The sequence below is a fragment of the Pedococcus sp. KACC 23699 genome (genome assembly GCF_045348425.1).
GTDB lineage: Bacteria > Actinomycetota > Actinomycetes > Actinomycetales > Dermatophilaceae > Pedococcus.
Genome location: NZ_CP157483.1, coordinates 771,589 through 788,368 on the forward strand (window position 1 = coordinate 771,589; position 16,780 = coordinate 788,368).

15 protein-coding genes are annotated in these 16,780 nt (G+C 71.5%); 8 read left to right on the forward strand and 7 right to left on the reverse strand.

Translation table 11 applies throughout. The annotated features are described in order from the left end of the window. The first annotated feature begins 37 nt into the window (after positions 1-37). Positions 38-1,420, forward strand: coding sequence for a glucose-6-phosphate dehydrogenase (locus ABEG17_RS03535; protein WP_406831903.1), 1,383 nt, complete (start codon positions 38-40; stop codon positions 1,418-1,420). 10 nt (positions 1,421-1,430) lie between these two features. On the opposite strand, the gene ABEG17_RS03540 is transcribed toward ABEG17_RS03535, so the two are convergent. Together ABEG17_RS03540 and ABEG17_RS03545 are read right to left on the reverse strand one after the other, a co-directional pair. Next, a complete protein-coding gene (locus ABEG17_RS03540) occupies positions 1,431-2,216 on the reverse strand; it encodes a tryptophan 2,3-dioxygenase (RefSeq protein ID WP_406833125.1) in 786 nt (261 codons plus the stop codon). 218 nt (positions 2,217-2,434) lie between these two features. After that, positions 2,435-3,271, reverse strand: a complete 837-nt coding sequence (locus ABEG17_RS03545; RefSeq protein WP_406831904.1) for an aldo/keto reductase — start codon at positions 3,269-3,271, stop codon at positions 2,435-2,437. 81 nt (positions 3,272-3,352) lie between these two features. Between ABEG17_RS03545 and ABEG17_RS03550 the strand changes: the two genes are divergently transcribed. Further along, positions 3,353-5,164 carry an acetyl/propionyl/methylcrotonyl-CoA carboxylase subunit alpha gene (locus tag ABEG17_RS03550; protein ID WP_406831905.1) on the forward strand — a complete coding sequence of 604 codons (1,812 nt, stop codon included), beginning with the start codon at positions 3,353-3,355 and terminating at the stop codon, positions 5,162-5,164. A 93-nt stretch (positions 5,165-5,257) separates the two neighbouring features. Here ABEG17_RS03550 and ABEG17_RS03555 read toward each other — a convergent pair whose 3' ends face one another. Both ABEG17_RS03555 and ABEG17_RS03560 read right to left on the reverse strand, forming a co-directional pair. Continuing rightward, a complete protein-coding gene (locus ABEG17_RS03555) occupies positions 5,258-6,094 on the reverse strand; it encodes an antitoxin (RefSeq protein ID WP_406831906.1) in 837 nt (278 codons plus the stop codon). 174 nt (positions 6,095-6,268) lie between these two features. Next, on the reverse strand, positions 6,269-7,675 hold the full coding sequence (locus ABEG17_RS03560) for an NAD(P)H-quinone dehydrogenase (protein WP_406831907.1): 1,407 nt from the start codon (positions 7,673-7,675) through the stop codon (positions 6,269-6,271). Between the two features lie 161 nt (positions 7,676-7,836). Here ABEG17_RS03560 and ABEG17_RS03565 point away from each other — a divergent pair, with 161 nt between their 5' ends. The 6 genes from ABEG17_RS03565 to ABEG17_RS03590 all read left to right on the forward strand — a co-directional run bounded on the left by ABEG17_RS03565 (position 7,837) and on the right by ABEG17_RS03590 (position 14,448). Continuing rightward, positions 7,837-8,982 (forward strand): ABC transporter substrate-binding protein, encoded by a 1,146-nt coding sequence (locus tag ABEG17_RS03565; protein ID WP_406831908.1) that lies wholly within the window; start codon positions 7,837-7,839, stop codon positions 8,980-8,982. After that, positions 8,975-9,844 carry an ABC transporter permease gene (locus ABEG17_RS03570; RefSeq protein WP_406831909.1) on the forward strand — a complete coding sequence of 290 codons (870 nt, stop codon included), beginning with the start codon at positions 8,975-8,977 and terminating at the stop codon, positions 9,842-9,844. Before ABEG17_RS03565 ends, ABEG17_RS03570 begins: the two co-directional genes overlap by 8 nt. Then, positions 9,841-10,686: an ABC transporter permease gene (locus ABEG17_RS03575; RefSeq protein ID WP_406831910.1), complete on the forward strand. Its 846-nt coding sequence runs from the start codon at positions 9,841-9,843 to the stop codon at positions 10,684-10,686. The genes ABEG17_RS03570 and ABEG17_RS03575 overlap by 4 nt, the downstream gene beginning before the upstream one ends. Then, on the forward strand, positions 10,683-11,768 hold the full coding sequence (locus ABEG17_RS03580; protein ID WP_406831911.1) for an ABC transporter ATP-binding protein: 1,086 nt from the start codon (positions 10,683-10,685) through the stop codon (positions 11,766-11,768). The genes ABEG17_RS03575 and ABEG17_RS03580 overlap by 4 nt, the downstream gene beginning before the upstream one ends. 75 nt (positions 11,769-11,843) lie before the next feature. Next, positions 11,844-12,707 (forward strand): purine-nucleoside phosphorylase, encoded by an 864-nt coding sequence (locus tag ABEG17_RS03585; RefSeq protein ID WP_406831912.1) that lies wholly within the window; start codon positions 11,844-11,846, stop codon positions 12,705-12,707. A gap of 13 nt (positions 12,708-12,720) precedes the next feature. Beyond that, complete coding sequence (locus ABEG17_RS03590) at positions 12,721-14,448, forward strand: phospho-sugar mutase (protein WP_406831913.1); 1,728 nt, start codon at positions 12,721-12,723, stop codon at positions 14,446-14,448. A 42-nt stretch (positions 14,449-14,490) separates the two neighbouring features. Here the strand turns inward: ABEG17_RS03590 and ABEG17_RS03595 are convergent, their stop codons facing one another. The 3 genes from ABEG17_RS03595 to ABEG17_RS03605 form a co-directional block, all read right to left on the reverse strand. Then, a complete protein-coding gene (locus ABEG17_RS03595) occupies positions 14,491-14,868 on the reverse strand; it encodes a DUF3253 domain-containing protein (RefSeq protein ID WP_406831915.1) in 378 nt (125 codons plus the stop codon). Positions 14,869-14,911: 43 nt separating this feature from the next. Further along, complete coding sequence (locus ABEG17_RS03600; RefSeq protein ID WP_406831916.1) at positions 14,912-15,211, reverse strand: hypothetical protein; 300 nt, start codon at positions 15,209-15,211, stop codon at positions 14,912-14,914. A gap of 122 nt (positions 15,212-15,333) precedes the next feature. Further along, complete coding sequence (locus tag ABEG17_RS03605) at positions 15,334-16,743, reverse strand: DUF222 domain-containing protein (protein WP_406831917.1); 1,410 nt, start codon at positions 16,741-16,743, stop codon at positions 15,334-15,336. Positions 16,744-16,780: the final 37 nt, after the last annotated feature.

Consider the following 16,780-nt stretch of genomic DNA (forward strand, 5'->3'; position numbering starts at 1 on the left):
CCGGCGCCCCTGCGGTGCGAGTGGCACGCTGGGGGGCATGGCCACCCCCTCCGAGACGACCCTGTTGATCCTCGGCGCAGGGGGCGACCTCACCCACCGGCTGCTGCTGCCGGGGCTGGCCACCCTGCTCGCCGTCGAGCCCGAGCGCCGTGTCCGCGTCGTGGGCGCCGACCGGGCGGACCTCTCCCCGACGCAGTGGAAGGCCCGGGTCAAGGACTCCTTCGCGTCGGTCAAGACCCCCGCGAAGGTCACCAAGGCGGTCACCGCCGACACCGCATACCGCAGGACCGACCTCCTCGAGGAGGCCGAGCTGCGCTCGTTGGTGCAGGCCTGCGGTGACGGTCCGCTCGTGATCTTCTTCGCCCTGCCGCCCCAGGTCACCATGAAGGTCTGCGACCTCCTGCAGCACGTCGACCTGCCGGCGACCACCCGGCTCGCCCTGGAGAAGCCGTTCGGCACCGACCGCGAGAGCGCGGCCGAGTTCAACGCCCTCCTGCACCGGGTCACGAGCGAGGACGACATCTTCCGGATCGACCACTTCCTCGGGGTCGCGACCGTGTTCAACCTCGTGGGGCTGCGGTTCGCCAACCGGATGCTCGCCCCGATCTGGAGCGCGGAGCACATCGAGCGCGTCGAGATCGTCTACGACGAGGACCTCGCGCTCGAGGGTCGAGCGGGCTACTACGACGGGGCTGGCGCCCTCAAGGACATGCTGCAGAGCCACCTGCTGCAGGTGATGTCGCTGTTCGCGATGGAGTCGATCGCGGTGCTCGACGCCCAGGAGCTGCGCGACCAGAAGGTGCAGGTGCTGCGCGCCACCCGGGTCTGGGGTGGCTCACCCAAGCGCTCGTCGCGGCGGGCCCGCTACACCGCAGGGTCGATAGCCGGTCACGACGTGCCCGACTACACCGCCGAACACGGGGTCGACCCCTCTCGCGGCACCGAGACGCTCGCCCAGGTCACGCTCGAGGTGCGCAACAACCGCTGGGCCGGCGTGCCGTTCGTCCTGCGCAGCGGCAAGGCGCTGGGGTCGCCGCGTAAGCAGATCGTGGCCCACTTCCGCGACGTGCCGCACCTGCCGACCGGCTTCATCGGCACGTCCGGGGGCGACCGGCTGGTCATCGACCTGAAGCCCGGCGCCGTGTCCCTCACCTTGACCATGAACGCCGAGGGCGACCCCCTGGACCTCGAGCAGAAGACCCTGTCGGCGCCCCTCGCAGCGCCACGCATGCAGGCGTACGGCGAGGTGCTGGCCCAGGTCCTCGACGGCAGCCAGCTCCTCACGGTGCGTGGCGACGCGGCCGAGGAGTGCTGGCGCGTGATGGAGCCGGTCATCAAGGCATGGGCCGCCGACAAGGTGCCGCTCGAGACGTATGCCGCCGGCTCGGGCGGTCCCGACGGCTGGCTCCCGGACGAGTGACCGGGGCTGGTCAGACGCGGGCGCGGACCGCGTAGAGCTCGGGGAAGAAGGTCAGGTCCAGCGCCCGGCGCAGGAAGCTGACCCCCGAGGACCCACCGGTGCCGGGCTTCATGCCGATGGTGCGGGTGACCACCTGCAGGTGGCGGAACCGCCACTGCTGGAAGTTGTCCTCGAGGTCGACCAGCTCCTCGCAGGTCTCGTACACACCCCAGTGCTCGGCCGGTGAGGCGTACACGGCCGCGAACGTGTCCACGAGTCGCTCGTCGAGCCGGTAGGGCTGGGTGAAGTCCCGTTCGAGCAGCTCGGCCGGCACGGCATACCCGCGTCGGTCCAGGTAGCGCAGGAACTCGTCGTAGAGGCTCGGCTCCTCGAGCAGCTCGGCGAGCATCGCGCGGGCAGCCTCGTCGTGCTCGAAGACCGTCACCATGTCGGCGTTCTTGTTGCCGAGCAGGAACTCCACGGCGCGGTACTGCCAGGACTGGAAGCCCGAGCTCGTCGCGAGGAACGGGCGGATCTCGGCGTACTCGCTCGGCGTGAGGGTCGCGAGCACCGACCACTGCCCCGTCAGCGTGTGCTGGATGTGCTTGACGCGGGCGAGGCGCTTGAGCGCGGGCGCGAGCTCGTCGGTCGCGAGCAGGGCCCGCGCCGAACGCAGCTCGTGCAGCATCAGCTTGAGCCAGAGCTCGGAGGTCTGGTGCTGGATGATGAACAGCAGCTCGTCGTGCTGGGGCGGCTCGCTTCGGGGGTGCTGGGAGGACAGCAGCTGGTCCAGGCCGAGGTAGGCGCCGTAGGACATCGACTGCGAGAAGTCGCGCTGCACGCCCTCCTCGATCTGTCGGATCGCCTTCGCGTCGTCGGCGGCGTGCTCGGCCGCCTGCGCGTTCGTCGCGTCCGTGGAGGTGTCGCCGCCCTGCTCGTCCGTGCTCATGCCGCTCACCCTAGAGCCAGACGCACGGGTGCCGCGGGCCACCTCGGAAGGCGACGCCGCGGCACCCGTGGACCACGCAGCTGGGTTCAGTTGAACTCGAGCGGGTCGGCGCCCACGCGCTCCCCGCGGTCGAGCCGTGCGAACGTCGACAGGTCGTCGTCGTCGAGCTCGAACCCGAAGATGTCGAAGTTCTCGGCGATGCGGCTCGGGGTCACCGACTTGGGGATGACGACGTTGCCGATCTGGGTGTGCCAGCGCAGGATCGCCTGCGCCGGGGAGACTGCGTGCTTGGCGGCGACCTCGGCCACGGCCTCGTCCGAGAGGACCGCGCCACCGGAGGCCAGCGGGCTGTAGGCCTCGGTGAGGACGCCGTTCGCGTCGTGGAACTCCCGCAGCGCCTGCTGCTGGAAGTGCGGGTGCAGCTCGACCTGGTTGATCGCCGGCAGCTCGCCGGTCTCGTCGAGGAGGCGCTGGAGGTGCTCGATGTTGAAGTTGCACACCCCCACGGCCCTGACCCGGCCGGAGGCGCGCAGATCGAGCAGCGCCTTCCACGTGTCGACGTAGTTGTCCTTCTTCGGGGTGGGCCAGTGGATGAGGTAGAGGTCGAGGACGTCGAGTCCCAGCCGCTTCATCGAGGTGTCGAACGCCGCGAGGGTGGCGTCGTGGCCGTGGCCGGCGTTCCAGACCTTGGTCGTGACGAACAGGTCGTCGCGGGAGAGGTCGGTCGCGGCGAGCGCGCGGCCCACACCGTCCTCGTTGCCGTAGATGGCCGCGGTGTCGATGCTGCGGTAGCCGACCTCGAGGGCGGTGGCGATGGCGCCGTCGACATCGGCATCCGGCACCTGCCACACACCGAACCCGAGCTGGGGGATGTCGATGGTGTCGGCGCCGGTGGAGAGCTGGAGGTTCGGGACTGAGGTCATGCTTCGACTGTATGCAGGTGTCGCCGAGGCCACACCCGGTGGGTGGGAATGACGGTGGGGAAACGGGCTAGGCTCCGCCGCATGGTGCCCACTCCCGAGTCGACGACGAAGCCGAGCTCCCGCCCCATCTCCAAGGTCCTCATCGCCAACCGCGGTGAGATCGCCGTGCGCATCGCCCGCGCCTGTGCCGACAGCGGCATCGGTTCGGTCGCCGTGTACGCCGACCCGGACCGGGATGCCCTGCACGTGAAGGTCGCCGACGAGGCCTGGGCCCTCGGTGGCACCACCCCGGGCGACTCCTACCTCGTGCAGGAGAAGCTCCTCGAGGTGGCACGCAAGTCCGGTGCCGACGCCGTGCACCCCGGCTACGGCTTCCTCTCCGAGAACGCCTCCTTCGCCCAGGCCGTGATGGACGCGGGCCTGACCTGGGTCGGTCCGCCGCCCTCGGCCATCGACTCGCTCGGCGACAAGGTCAAGGCCCGCCACATCGCCTCGAAGGCCGACGCCCCCCTCGTGGCCGGCACGGCGGACCCGGTCGAGGGCGCCGACGAGGTCGTCGCGTTCGCCGAGGAGCACGGCCTCCCGGTCGCCATCAAGGCGGCGTACGGCGGTGGCGGCCGCGGCCTCAAGGTTGCCCGCACCATCGAGGAGATCCCCGAGCTGTTCGAGTCGGCGACCCGTGAGGCCGTCGCCGCGTTCGGTCGCGGCGAGTGCTTCGTCGAGCAGTACCTCGACAAGCCGCGCCACGTCGAGACCCAGTGCCTGGCCGACCAGCACGGCAACGTCGTCGTCGTCTCCACCCGCGACTGCTCCCTGCAGCGGCGCCACCAGAAGCTCGTCGAGGAGGCGCCCGCGCCGTTCCTGTCCGACGAGCAGAACGCCGAGCTCGTCCGCGCCTCCAAGGCGATCCTGTCCGAGGCCGGCTACACCGGCGCCGGGACGTGCGAGTTCCTCGTGGCCCAGGACGGCCGGATCTCCTTCCTCGAGGTCAACACCCGCCTGCAGGTCGAGCACCCCGTGAGCGAGGAGGTCACCGGGATCGACCTGGTGCGCGAGCAGTTCCGCATCGCCGAGGGTGAGGTGCTCGGCTACGACGACCCCGCCCCGGTCGGCCACTCGATCGAGTTCCGCATCAACGGCGAGGACGCCGGCCGCAACTTCCTGCCCGCCCCCGGCGTGGTCGCGTCGTTCCAGCCGCCGTCGGGCCCGGGCGTCCGTCTCGACTCCGGTGTCGTCGAGGGTGATGTCATCGGTGGTGCGTTCGACTCGATGCTCGCCAAGCTCATCGTCACCGGCCGTGACCGCCACCAGGCGCTCGAGCGTTCGCGCCGCGCGCTGGCGGAGTTCGCGATCGACGGCATGCCGACCGTGCTGCCGTTCCACCGCGCGGTCGTCGCCGACCCCGCCTTCGCGCCGGAGGGTGACAAGCCCTTCACGATCCACACCCGGTGGATCGAGACGGAGTTCGACAACCAGATCCCGGCGTACTCGGGCGCCACGCCCGAGGCCCCCGAGCAGTCCGGCGAGCGCCAGAGCGTCGTCGTCGAGGTCGGCGGCAAGCGCCTCGAGGTCGTCCTCCCCGGCGGGCTGTCCCTCGGTGGCGGTAGCGCGGCGAAGAAGAAGGCGCCACGTCGCTCGGGTGGGTCCAAGGCCGGCGCCGCCGCATCGGGTGACTCCCTCACCGCACCGATGCAGGGCACCATCGTCAAGATCGCCGTCGAGGAGGGCCAGCAGGTCGCCGAGGGTGAGCTGATCGTGGTCCTCGAGGCGATGAAGATGGAGCAGCCCATCAACGCGCACAAGGCCGGCACCGTCACCGGACTGTCCGCCGAGGTCGGCCAGACGGTGACGAACGGCGCCATCATCGCCGTCATCGCCGAGATCACGGTCTGAACCTCCGCGCCATACCGACCAAAGGCCCTGTCCCGTTGCGGGACAGGGCCTTTCGTCATCCAGGTATGCCGCGTGGCCGGCTCCGTCGCTGGCTCAGTGCCGGCCGGGGCCACCGTCGTCGGGCTGCTTGCCGCCGGGCACGCCGTCCTCGGACTGCCACTCGCCCTGCTGGGTCGAGCCACCCTGCGGCAGGCCGTCCTGGTGCTGGGACGGCTGCGTCGGCAGCGTCGAGGTGTCGCCGCCGCCGTCGGGGGTGGTCTCCCCCGGCGTGCCCCAGGTGGGCTGGTCGGCGGCCGGCTGAGTCGGGTCGATCGGGCCGCCGGGCTGTCCCACGCGGTCGTTGTCACCCGGGGTCAGCGAGCCGTCCGCGAGGGAGCCGGCCTCCTGCGGGTCGTTGGTCCCCGGCTCGGGGTTGGGCACCGAGCCCTGCACGGTTTCGCTCGCCCCGGAGTCGCGGTCGCCGCTGGAGACCGGACCGCTAGGCGCGGGCTCGGGCGTCGGCGCGGGCTCGGGGGTGGGGGCGGGCTCGGGTGTAGGTGCCGGCTGCGGTGTAAGTGCCGGCTCGGGAGTGGTCTGGGGCGGGGCCGGCGGCGCCGGCATCGTCTGCTCCTCCGCGATCTGGCCCGTGGGGGTATCGCCCGGCGCGTGCTCGGCCGCCGTGCCCTCGGGCGCCTCCACCGAGGGCGCCTCCACCGAGGGCGCCTGCCCGGACTGCTCGGTCGGGCCCTGGCCCGACGGGGGCGTCGTCTGCTGCCCATCGCCCGGGATGCCGAGCTTCTCGCGCAGGACGTCGCCGCCCTTGTCGACCTTGTCGGCGTACTTGCCACCGGTGCGCTGGTCGATGAGGTCCTCGACCTTCTCGATGGCCGAACCCGCCTGCTGCGGGTTGCCCTTGATGTAGTCCTTCGCCTTGTCCATCCAGCCTGCCATGGCACTACCTCTCGGTGGGGGTCTGGTTCGTCGCACTCGAGGTCGTCACCGCGGTGGGCGACGACCGTCCTGCTCTCGACGCTACCGACAACCCCGAGCCCGGGCACTCCGGCGAACGCGTCCCGGGGGCGCCGGTCCGCGGGGCGCCGTCTCTGGACGCTCCGGGGCGAACCGTCAGTCGGTCGGGTGCAGCTGGCGGGCCGCCTCGGCGACCGAGCCGCTCAGCGACGGGTAGACGGTGAACGTGCCGGCCAGCTGGTCGACCGTCAGGCCGTGCTGCACCGCCAGGGTCACGGGGTAGATGAGCTCCGACGCCTTGGGAGCCACCACGACCCCGCCCACGACGGTGCCGACCCCCTTGCGGGCGAACAGCTTCACGAACCCGTCGGTGATGCCCTGCATCTTGGCGCGCGGGTTGGTCGCGAGCGGCAGCATGACGCCGGTCGCGTCGACGGTGCCGTCGTCGAGGTCCTTCTGGGAGAACCCGACCGTCGCGATCTCGGGGTCGGTGAAGATGTTGGCTGACACGGCGCGCAGGTTGAGCGGGGCCACCGCGTCACCGAGCGCGTGGGCCATGGCAATGCGTCCCTGCATGGCGGCCACGGACGCGAGCGGGAGGACGCCGGTGCAGTCGCCCGCGGCATACACACCGCGGACGGACGTCCGCGAGACCCGGTCGACGCTGACGTGCCCGGACTCGGTGAGGGCGACCCCGACCTCCTCGAGCCCGAGGCCCGCGGTCTGGGGTATGGAGCCGACGGCTAGGAGCGCGTGCGACCCCGTGACCTCCCTACCGTCCTCGAGGCGCACGACGACACCGTCGTCGGTGCGCTCGACCGCGGCCATCCGTGAGCGCCCGAGGACCTCCATGCCGCGCTTGCGGAAGACGTCCTCGATGACCGTTGCGGCGTCGGCGTCCTCGCCGGGCAGCACGCGGTCTCGCGAGGAGACGAGGGTGACCCTCGAGCCGAGGCCGAGGTAGGCCTGCGCCAGCTCGGCCCCGGTGACGCCGGAGCCCACGACGACGAGGTGCTCGGGGAGCTCAGGCAGGGAGTAGATCTGCTGCCAGGTGAGGATGCGCTCGCCGTCGGGCTCCGCGCTGGCCATGACCCGGGGGGTAGCGCCCGTGGAGACGAGCACGACCTCCGCGTCGAGCGTCCGGAGCGAACCGTCCTCGAGCGTGGCCTCGACCTGGGACGGGGACAGCAGGCGGCCCGTGCCGCGGAGCACCTCGATGCCGTCGGCGGCCAGCCGGCGACCGATGTCTCGGGACTGGGCTGCCGCGAGGGCCAGGACCCGCCGGTTCACGGCGTTGAGCTCGGCCACCGAGTCGGCGACCTCGTCCCCCTCGTGGTCCTCGAGGTGGACGCCGAGGTCGGAGGCGGTCTCGAACTGGGACATGAAGTCGGCCGTCGAGATCAGGGTCTTGCTGGGCACGCAGTCGGTAAGCACCGCGGCCCCACCGAGGCCGTCGCGGTCGACGACGGTGACGGCGGCACCGAGGTGGGCCGCGACCAGGGCGGCCTCGTACCCGCCGGGCCCGCCGCCGAGGATGACGACCGAGGTCTGACGCGAGTTCACGCGCCCCATCCAACCATCCCGCCGCCCGCACCCTGTGCCGACGTCGGCTCGTCACGTGGCGGACATCTGGCCGCAAGGCCGCCGTAGCCGTATGGTCCGAGCAGGCGGACTAGGTTCCGCTCGGCACCTTCCTCGCCCGGACACCGGGCTCCAGCATCAGGATGGCAAACATGAGCGCTCGATCCCGCAGCACGGCCTGGCTGGCCGTCGTCGCCGCCACCACCTCCATCGCGGTCGCCGCGTGCTCCCCGCCGGCCAAGGACTCCTCCGGGTCCTCCGGCAGCTCGGGCAACGCCGCCGCCTCCGCGACCTCGGCCTCCGCGGTGGGCGGCATGGACGCCCTCGTCGCCGCCGCCAAGAAGGAGGGCAGCCTCAACGTCATCGCCCTGCCCCCGGACTGGGCCAACTACGGCGCGATCATCTCCGCGTTCGGCACGAAGTACGGCATCAAGGTCAACAGCGCGCAGCCCGACGCCAGCAGCGCCGACGAGATCTCGGCAGCGACTCGCCTGAAGGGACAGTCCGGCGCCCCGGACGTGTTCGACCTCGGCACGGCCGTCGCGTCGGCCAATACCGCGATGTTCGCTCCCTACAAGACCGCGAAGTTCGACAGCGTTCCCACCGCCCTCAAGGACGCGAACGGCACGTGGGTCAACGACTACGGCGGCTACATGTCCGTGGGGTACGACTCCTCCAAGGTGCCCGCCCCGACGTCCATCGACGACCTGCTCAAGCCGGCCTACAAGGGCAAGGTCGCCCTCAACGGCGACCCGACCAAGGCGGGTGCCGCGTTCGCCGGGGTGCAGATGGTCTCGATCGCCAACGGCGGCACCGCGGGCGACGTGACCAAGGGCGTGGACTTCTTCAAGAAGCTCAAGGACGCCGGCAACTTCATCCCCGTCGACCCGACCCCGGCGACCATCGCCTCGGGCCAGACCCCGGTCGTCATCGACTGGGACTACCTCAACGCCGCCCAGACGGCCAAGGTGCCGACGTGGAAGGTCTACGTCCCTGACAACGCCGTCCTCGCCGGCTACTACGTCCAGGCCGTGAACAAGGACGCCCCCCACCCCGCGGCGGCGCGGCTGTGGCAGGAGTACCTCTACTCCGACGAGGGCCAGAACCTCTGGCTCAAGGGCGGCGCCCGTCCGGTGCGCTTCGACGACATGAAGAAGGCCGGCACGCTCGACGCCACCGCCGCAGCGGCTCTCCCGCCCGTGACCGGCACCCCGGTCGTCCCGACGGCTGCCGACTCCGACACCGCCAAGGCCTACCTCGCCAAGGAATGGGCCAACGCGGTTGGCTGAGGTCCGGGCACGCAGGGCGCTCGGCGGCTTCCGGCCGACGAGCGCCCTCCTCGGTGTCGTCCCCTTCTTCGCCTACGTCACCGTCTTCCTGCTCATCCCCACGCTGGTCGTGGTCATCGGGGCGTTCGTCAGCGGAGGACGCCCGAGCCTGGGCAACATCCGGGCGCTCGGCCAGCCCGCAGTCACCTCCGCCCTGTGGCACTCGATCGTGCTCTCGGCCGTGACGGCGGTGGGCGGGGCGGTGCTCGGCGCGATCCTCGCGTATGCCGTGTCGACCGCCTCCCCGACCGGCGTGCTCAAGCGGTTCATCACCTCCCTGTGCGGCGTCCTCGCCCAGTTCGGTGGCGTCATCCTCGCCTTCGCGTTCCTCGCGACGTTCTCGGCCCAGGGGTTCCTCACGCGGCTGCTCGGCATAGGTGGCGGCGGGCTGTGGCTGTACGAGTGGGACAAGGGCCTGATGCTCGTGTACCTGTACTTCCAGGTGCCCCTGATGCTCATCGTCTTCCTGCCCGCGGTCGAAGGCCTGCGCCCGCAGTGGCGTGAGGCGAGCGAGACCCTCGGCGGGAGCACGTTCCTCTACTGGCGCAAGGTCGCCGGCCCGATCCTCCTGCCGTCCTTCATCGGTGCCCTGCTGCTGCTGTTCACGAACGCCTTCTCGGCCTACGCCACCGCTGCCGCCCTCGTCTCCCAGGGCTCGCCCCTGCTGCCGCTGCAGATCGGTGGCAGCTTCACCTCCGAGGTCATCCTCGGCCAGGAGAACGTCGGCAAGGCGATGGCCCTGGCCATGGTGGTCGTCGTCGCGCTGGTGATGAGCGCGTATGCCGTGCTGGACCGGCGCGCCTCGAAGTGGTTGGTCCGATGAGCGGCCAGCGGGCCTCCATGAGGCGCCGTCAGAACCTCTTCCGCTGGGTCGTGGTCAGCCTCACCCTCGTCTTCTTCGGGTTGCCGCTGTTCAGCATGCTCGAGTTCACCACCCGCGACTCGGCCGGCCACCGGACCGCCGCGACCTGGTCGGCCCTAGCCGACTTCGGCGCCATCTCGACGCGCTACCCCGACCTGCGGGACGGTTTCATCGCTTCCATCGGCCTGGCCGTCCTCACGGTCGTGATCATGCTCGTGCTGCTTGTGCCGACGATGACCTGGGTGCGGCTGCGGCTGCCGGGGCTGAGCCGGACCGTCGAGTTCGTCTGCCTGCTCCCCCTCACCGTCCCCGCCATCGTGCTGGTCGTCGGCCTCACACCGGTCTACGCCTGGGTCACCTACTTCCTCGGTGGCAACGCGATCTGGCTCTCCTTCGCCTACGTCGTGCTCGTGCTGCCCTACGCCTACCGATCGCTGGACGCGGGGCTGCGGGCCATCGACGTGCGCACGCTGTCCGAGGCAGCCCGCTCCCTCGGCGCCAGCTGGACCACCGTCATGGTCCGGGTGATCCTGCCGAACCTTCGTACGGCGGTGCTGTCCGCGTCGTTCCTCGCGGTGGCGCTGACCCTTGGCGAGTTCACCATCGCGAGCCTGTTCAGCCGCACCAACCTGCAGGTCGCGATGTACCTCATCGGCAAGTCGGACGCGCAGATCTCCATCGCGGTCGGCCTCGCGTCCCTCGTCTTCGCGTTCGCGATCCTGTTCGCCATGTCCTTCGTCGGGGGCCAGCGCAACAGTGCCTCGCCCCTGACCCGCCTGCGCCGCCGCAAGGAGACCGCATGACCGCCACCACCAGCACCGAGCCCGCGACCGCGACACCGCAGGGGGTGGCCGTCGAGCTGACCGGACTGCGACGCAGCTACGGCGACGTGCACGCGCTCGACGACCTCACCCTGCGGCTGGCCCCGGGCGAGCTCGTCGCCCTGCTGGGTCCCTCCGGCTGCGGCAAGACCACGGCGCTGCGCTGCCTGGCCGGGCTCGAGGACCCCGACGAGGGGCGCATCGAGGTCGGCGGCCAGGACCTCACCCGGGTCCCGACCAACAAGCGTGACCTGGGGATGGTCTTCCAGGCCTACAGCCTCTTCCCGCACATGACCGCCCGCCAGAACATCGAGTTCGGGCTGCAGCTGCGCCGTCAGCCCGCTCACCAGCGCCGGACCCGGGCCGCGGAGATGCTCGACCTCGTCGGGCTGTCCGCGGAGGCCGACCGCTACGCCCACCAGATGTCCGGCGGCCAGCAGCAGCGGGTGGCCCTGGCACGGGCCCTGGCCATCGAGCCCCAGGTGCTGCTCCTGGACGAACCGTTGTCCGCCCTGGACGCCAAGGTCCGGGTGCAGCTGCGCGACGAGATCCGCCGGATCCAGCTCGAGGTCGGGACCACCACGCTCTTCGTCACGCACGACCAGGAGGAGGCGCTGGCGGTCGCCGACCGGGTCGGCGTCATGCGCAGCGGCCGCCTCGAGCAGATCGCCACTCCCGAAGAGCTCTACTCACGACCGGTCAGCGACTTCGTGGCCGACTTCGTCGGGATCACGAACCGCCTGGTCGGGGAGTCGCACGGCTCCAGCGCCACCGTCCTCGGTGCCACCGTCGCGCTGCTGCCCGGCTCTGCCGAGCGGGGAGCAGTCACGGTGCTGGTGCGCCCCGAGCACCTCACGGTCACGCCCGACCCCGGGGGCGGGGCCACCGTCGTCAGCGCCAGCTTCCTCGGGGCTCACGGCCGGGTCGTGGTCGATGCCGGCGGCGGTGCTCCGGTCACCGTCCAGGTCCCCAGCGCCGCCATCGCCAGGTTCGCCCCCGGCGACCGGGTCACGTTGACGCCCACGGGCGAGGCGGCCCTGGCCGTCGCGGGCGCGAGGGACTGACCGCGCACACGGCACCATCCGGACCAACCCGGCAGCGCCGCCACCCACCCGCCGAGACCTCGGTAGTCTTCCCCGGTGACTGAGCAGAGCCGCCCCGCCACGGGCGCCCACGACCGCGCCCACGACCTGACCGACCCCGCGACCGACCCCTTCGAGGTGGCCCGCGCGGCCGCCGCCGTGATCGCCGAGCGCAGCGGGGTGGAGCGCCACGACGTGGCCCTCGTCCTGGGATCCGGCTGGGGGCAGACCGGTGACCTCATCGGCGAGACCCTCGCCACCATCGACAACGCCGACGTCCCCGGCTTCGCCAAGGCCGCCGTCGCCGGCCACAGCGGCACCATGCGCTCGGTCGCCATCGCCGACACCGGCCGCCGCGCCCTCGTCTACGGCACCCGCACCCACTTCTACGAGGGCAAGGGCGTCCGCTCGGTCGTCCACGCCGTGCGCACCGCCGCGGCGGCGGGGTGCAGCACCATCGTGCTGACCAACGGCTGCGGCGGCCTCAACCCCGCGTGGGTCCCCGGCACCCCGGTCCTCATCCGCGACCACATCAACCTCACCGCGCACTCCCCCATCGAGGGCGCCAACTTCGTCGACCTCACCGACCTCTACTCCACGCGGCTGCGCGACGTCGCCCGCAGCGTCGACCCCGATCTCGACGAAGGCGTCTACGTGCAGTTCCGCGGGCCCCACTACGAGACCCCGGCCGAGGTGCAGATGGCCAAGATCCTCGGTGGTGACCTGGTCGGGATGTCCACGACGCTCGAGGCGATCGCCGCCCGTCAGGCAGGCCTCGAGGTGCTCGGGATCTCCTTGGTGACCAACCTCGCCGCCGGCATCAGCGACCAGCCGCTCTCGCACGACGAGGTCCTCGAGGCCGGCCAGGCCGCGGCCGACCGCTGCGGCCGGCTGCTCGCCGCCGTCGTCGCCTCCCTCTGAAAGGACCAGCGCCATGACGTATGCCGCCCGGCACGGTTCCGAGGGGACCTCACCCGTCGACAGCCACGCGCAGGAGCTCATCGACGCCGCCCAGGAGTGGGTGGACGACGACCCCGACCACGAGACCCGGGTCGAGCTGGGCCAGGTGCTCGCCCGCGCCAAGGGGGGTGACGAGAGCGCAGTCACCGACCTCGAGGACCGGTTCTCGGGGATGCTCGAGTTCGGCACCGCCGGTCTGCGCGGCGCCATCGGCGCCGGCCCCAACCGGATGAACCGCTCGGTGGTCATCCGCGCGGCCGCCGGGCTCGCTGCATACCTCAAGCAGTCGACGGCGGAGCCGTTCGTCGTCGTCGGGTACGACGCGCGCACCAACTCCGACGTCTTCGCCCGCGATACCGCGGCGGTCACCGTCGGAGCGGGTGGACGCGCCGCCGTCCTGCCCCACACGCTGCCGACTCCGGTGCTGGCGTTCGCGATCCGCCACCTCGGTGCCGACGCGGGTGTCATGGTGACCGCGAGCCACAACCCGCCGCAGGACAACGGCTACAAGGTCTACCTCGGCGACGGCTCGCAGATCGTGCCGCCCGCGGACGCCCTCATCGCCGGACAGATCGCCCGGATCTCGGCCGTGGCCGACGTCCCGCTCGCCGACGACGGCTGGGACACCCTCGGCGACGACGTGCTCGACGCCTACGTCGATGCCGCGGCGAAGGTCGTCACCGTCGACAGCCCTCGCGACATCGACATCGTCCACACCGCCCTGCACGGGGTCGGCAGTGAGACCCTGCTCCGGGTGTTCGCGAAGGCCGGGTTCCCCCAGCCGGTGCCGGTCGCGAGCCAGCAGCAACCCGACGCCGCCTTCCCGACGGTGTCCTTTCCCAACCCCGAGGAGCCCGGCGCCATCGACGCGGCGCTGGACCTGGCCCGCGAGATCGGTCCGGACATCGTCCTGGCCAACGACCCCGACGCCGACCGCTGCGCCGTCGCCGTCCCCTTCACCGTCCAGGGCGGTGCTGACGACGGGCGCACCGACTGGCGGATGCTGCGCGGCGACGAGGTGGGCGCCCTGCTCGGGCACCACGTGCTGTCGCGGGGCGTCGAGCCTGACGCCGTTTTCGCCAACTCCATCGTCTCCTCGCGGCTGCTGGCCGCGATGGCCGCGAAGGCCGGGATCCGCCACGAGGAGACCCTGACGGGCTTCAAGTGGATCGCCCGCGTCGAGGGCCTGCGCTACGGCTACGAGGAAGCACTCGGCTACTGCGTCGACCCCGCGCGCGTCCGCGACAAGGACGGCATCAGCGCCTGCCTGCTCATCGCTGAGCTCGCCGCCACGCTCAAGGCGCAGGGACGCACGCTGCAGGACGTGCTCGACGACCTCGCCGTCGAGCACGGCGTGCACGCCACGGACTCGTTCTCCGTGCGTGTCGCCGACCTGTCCCTCATCGGCACCGTGATGACGCGGCTCCGCGAAGAGTCGCCCACCGAGGTGGCTGGTCTGGCCGTGACACGCACGGACGACCTGTCCCTCGGCAGCGACGCGCTCCCGCCCACCGACGGCCTGCGCTACCTCCTCGAGGACGACTCGCGGATCATCGTGCGCCCCTCGGGCACCGAGCCCAAGCTCAAGGTGTACCTCGAGGTCATCGAGCCGGTGTCCTCCGACCTGAGCACGGCCCGCGAGGTCGCTGCGGCGAGACTCACCGCGATCCGCTCAGCCATGGAGGAGCTCACCCGGATCTGACGGGTCACTCTCGTGGCGGCTTCTGGCGGCTTGTGGCGTAGTTCATCGTGGTCTGCGCACGCGGATCGGGCCCTTGAACCTGCTGGGGTCGACGACGTGTCCGCCCTGGGTGATCTCCGCCCGCCCCTTGGCCACCAGGCGTCGTGCAGCCATCCGCGCCGGCTCCATCAGATCGGACCAGTCGTCCGAGCCCACGGCACGCGCCGCCTCCGACGGACACACCGAGGCACTGGCTGAGCGTCCGTCCAACAGCGACTCCAGGGAGGCTTCGAGCTGACGGTCGACGTCGCCGAGCCCGTGCTTGCGGCAGCTGTCCGAGCACCAGCGGACCGAGTCCCAGTCGCGAGCCCAGGCCTTCCGCCAGATGATGGTCCGGCCGCACCGGGCACAGGGCTTGGACGGCAGAGGAGGACGGGGCATGCCTCCAGTCTGGACTCAGCCGACGCTGGTTGCGCGCCTGTCGTCAGAGAGGGTGGGTGAACGCTACCGACTTGCCGGTCTCTCGGGCGTAGGCGATCTCGCGTCGAGTGGACTCTCCGACGTAGCCGCCCGGGTTGACCACGAGGACACGGTCGGCAAGGTCGATCTTGCGCAGGTGCAGGGCGTACAGAACGACCTCCTGCTCAGGCGTGGGCGACTCGTCCGCCTCGCTCGGCGCAAGGACGATCACCCCCGCCAAGGTCAGCTCGCTGTTTGCAGCGCGCATCGCGGTCACGAACCGTGCCGAACCGCAGATGCAGACGATCTCAGGGCGTTCGGCCACAGCAGGACCCTAGCGACCAGCACCTGGCGCCCCCACCGGTCCCGGTCACGGTCCGCTCGTCTTGTTGATATCCCTGCAGGCATGGCGATGCGCCCGCCGGGGTGGCGGGCTGTGGGGCGCGGTCATGGTCGCCACGGTGGGGTTGGTGGCGGGGCGCTGGCCATCGTCTCCAGCTCTTCCCAGACCGAGTAGGTCCGCACTGCCGGCCCAGCTCCGGTGCCATCCGAGCCCGAACCCGAGCCCACGCCCGGGCCTGGGCCCAAGACCCACTCCGCGGCAGCCCGGCCGGCGAGCCAGTGGTCGTACGAGCCTGGGACGAGCGTCCACCGGACGCCTCCGTCGACCAGCTCGCCGAGGTAGCCCTTGCGGTGCACGGCCGTGTGGTGTCGCCCGCACAACAACGCGGCGTTGCCCAGGTCGGTCGTGCCACCGTCGACCCAGTGCCGAAGGTGGTGGCCGTCGCACCAGGACGCGGGCACCCTGCAGTCGGGGAAGGTGCACCCACCGTCGCGGAGCCACAGGGCTCGCAGCTGCGCGCTCGTGAACAGCCGGAAACGGCGCCCGAGGTCGAGGACCTCGCCGTCCTTGCCGAGGACCGCGGGCACGATGCCGGCGTCACAGGCGATGCGGCGGGCCGTCTCTGGCCCGAGCAGCGTGCCCGCCTCCCCCGACCCGAACACCGTGGCGGCGTTCGACCGGGCCACGAGGTCGTCGAGCGAGACGGTCACGAAGACCTCTGCCTTCGGAGTGGTCGCCACCCCGTCGGCCGAGGCGACTCCGCGCCGCACGACCTCGAGCAGGGCATCCATCCTCCGCTGCCCCGACGGCCGACGATCGGGCTCGCCCTCGGCCGGTCGCGGTGCCGACAGCCCCTGGACCGCCGCCTCCAGGACCGCCTTGGCCTCGGCGTCGACGACCATCGTGTACTCGAACAACCCGCTGCCGTCGGAGAACGGCTGGGACAGACAGCGTCGCTCGCACGCCCGGTCCTGCTCTAGCTGGAACTCACCGAGCGCGCCGTACTTCGCGACCAGGCGGTCCCGGATGCCGCGCACGTCCTTGGGCCTGCCCCACGAAGCCACGTCGATGAGCCCATCGAGCACCGGCCCTGCCGCCCCTTCCGCAAGGCGGGGGCCGAGTCGCTCGAACTCGTCCACCACGATGGTCGCGGTGACCAGCGGCACCCGGGCCTCGCGGACGGCGGTGAGCAACGCGCCATACCGGTCGTCGTGGGCGGCCTCGGCCAGCCGCACGACGCGTGCCGAGCCGCCTGCGCGCAGCGACGGGGAGTGGTCGAGCAGCCAGGCACTCGCACCAGATCGACCGACGCCGGCCTCACCGCGGTCGACCGCCTCGCGGAGCACCTCCACGCGTGCCGCGTCGACACGGGTGGCCAGCTCGTCGAGCTGGGCCATGAACTCGCCCAGGTCGGGTCCCCCGGCAGCCCAGAGGTCGTCCTCGACCCCGGTCAGGACAGCGCACGACTGCGCCACCGCTGCGCGGCTCGCCTCGAACGACGTCCCCCTACCCATGCAGCAAACCTACCAACGGGGTCTGACACTCCCCCAG

Coding starts and splice junctions, on each gene's coding strand:
- ABEG17_RS03545 (WP_406831904.1), bottom strand. CDS start 3,271: ATGACCTCAGTCCCGAACCTCCAGCTCTCCACCGGCGCCGACACCATC.
- ABEG17_RS03595 (WP_406831915.1), bottom strand. CDS start 14,868: ATGCCCCGTCCTCCTCTGCCGTCCAAGCCCTGTGCCCGGTGCGGCCGG.
- ABEG17_RS03605 (WP_406831917.1), bottom strand. CDS start 16,743: ATGGGTAGGGGGACGTCGTTCGAGGCGAGCCGCGCAGCGGTGGCGCAG.
- ABEG17_RS03565 (WP_406831908.1), top strand. CDS start 7,837: ATGGCAAACATGAGCGCTCGATCCCGCAGCACGGCCTGGCTGGCCGTC.
- ABEG17_RS03550 (WP_406831905.1), top strand. CDS start 3,353: ATGGTGCCCACTCCCGAGTCGACGACGAAGCCGAGCTCCCGCCCCATC.
- ABEG17_RS03555 (WP_406831906.1), bottom strand. CDS start 6,094: ATGGCAGGCTGGATGGACAAGGCGAAGGACTACATCAAGGGCAACCCG.
- ABEG17_RS03535 (WP_406831903.1), top strand. CDS start 38: ATGGCCACCCCCTCCGAGACGACCCTGTTGATCCTCGGCGCAGGGGGC.
- ABEG17_RS03590 (WP_406831913.1), top strand. CDS start 12,721: ATGACGTATGCCGCCCGGCACGGTTCCGAGGGGACCTCACCCGTCGAC.
- ABEG17_RS03540 (WP_406833125.1), bottom strand. CDS start 2,216: ATGTCCTACGGCGCCTACCTCGGCCTGGACCAGCTGCTGTCCTCCCAG.
- ABEG17_RS03575 (WP_406831910.1), top strand. CDS start 9,841: ATGAGCGGCCAGCGGGCCTCCATGAGGCGCCGTCAGAACCTCTTCCGC.
- ABEG17_RS03580 (WP_406831911.1), top strand. CDS start 10,683: ATGACCGCCACCACCAGCACCGAGCCCGCGACCGCGACACCGCAGGGG.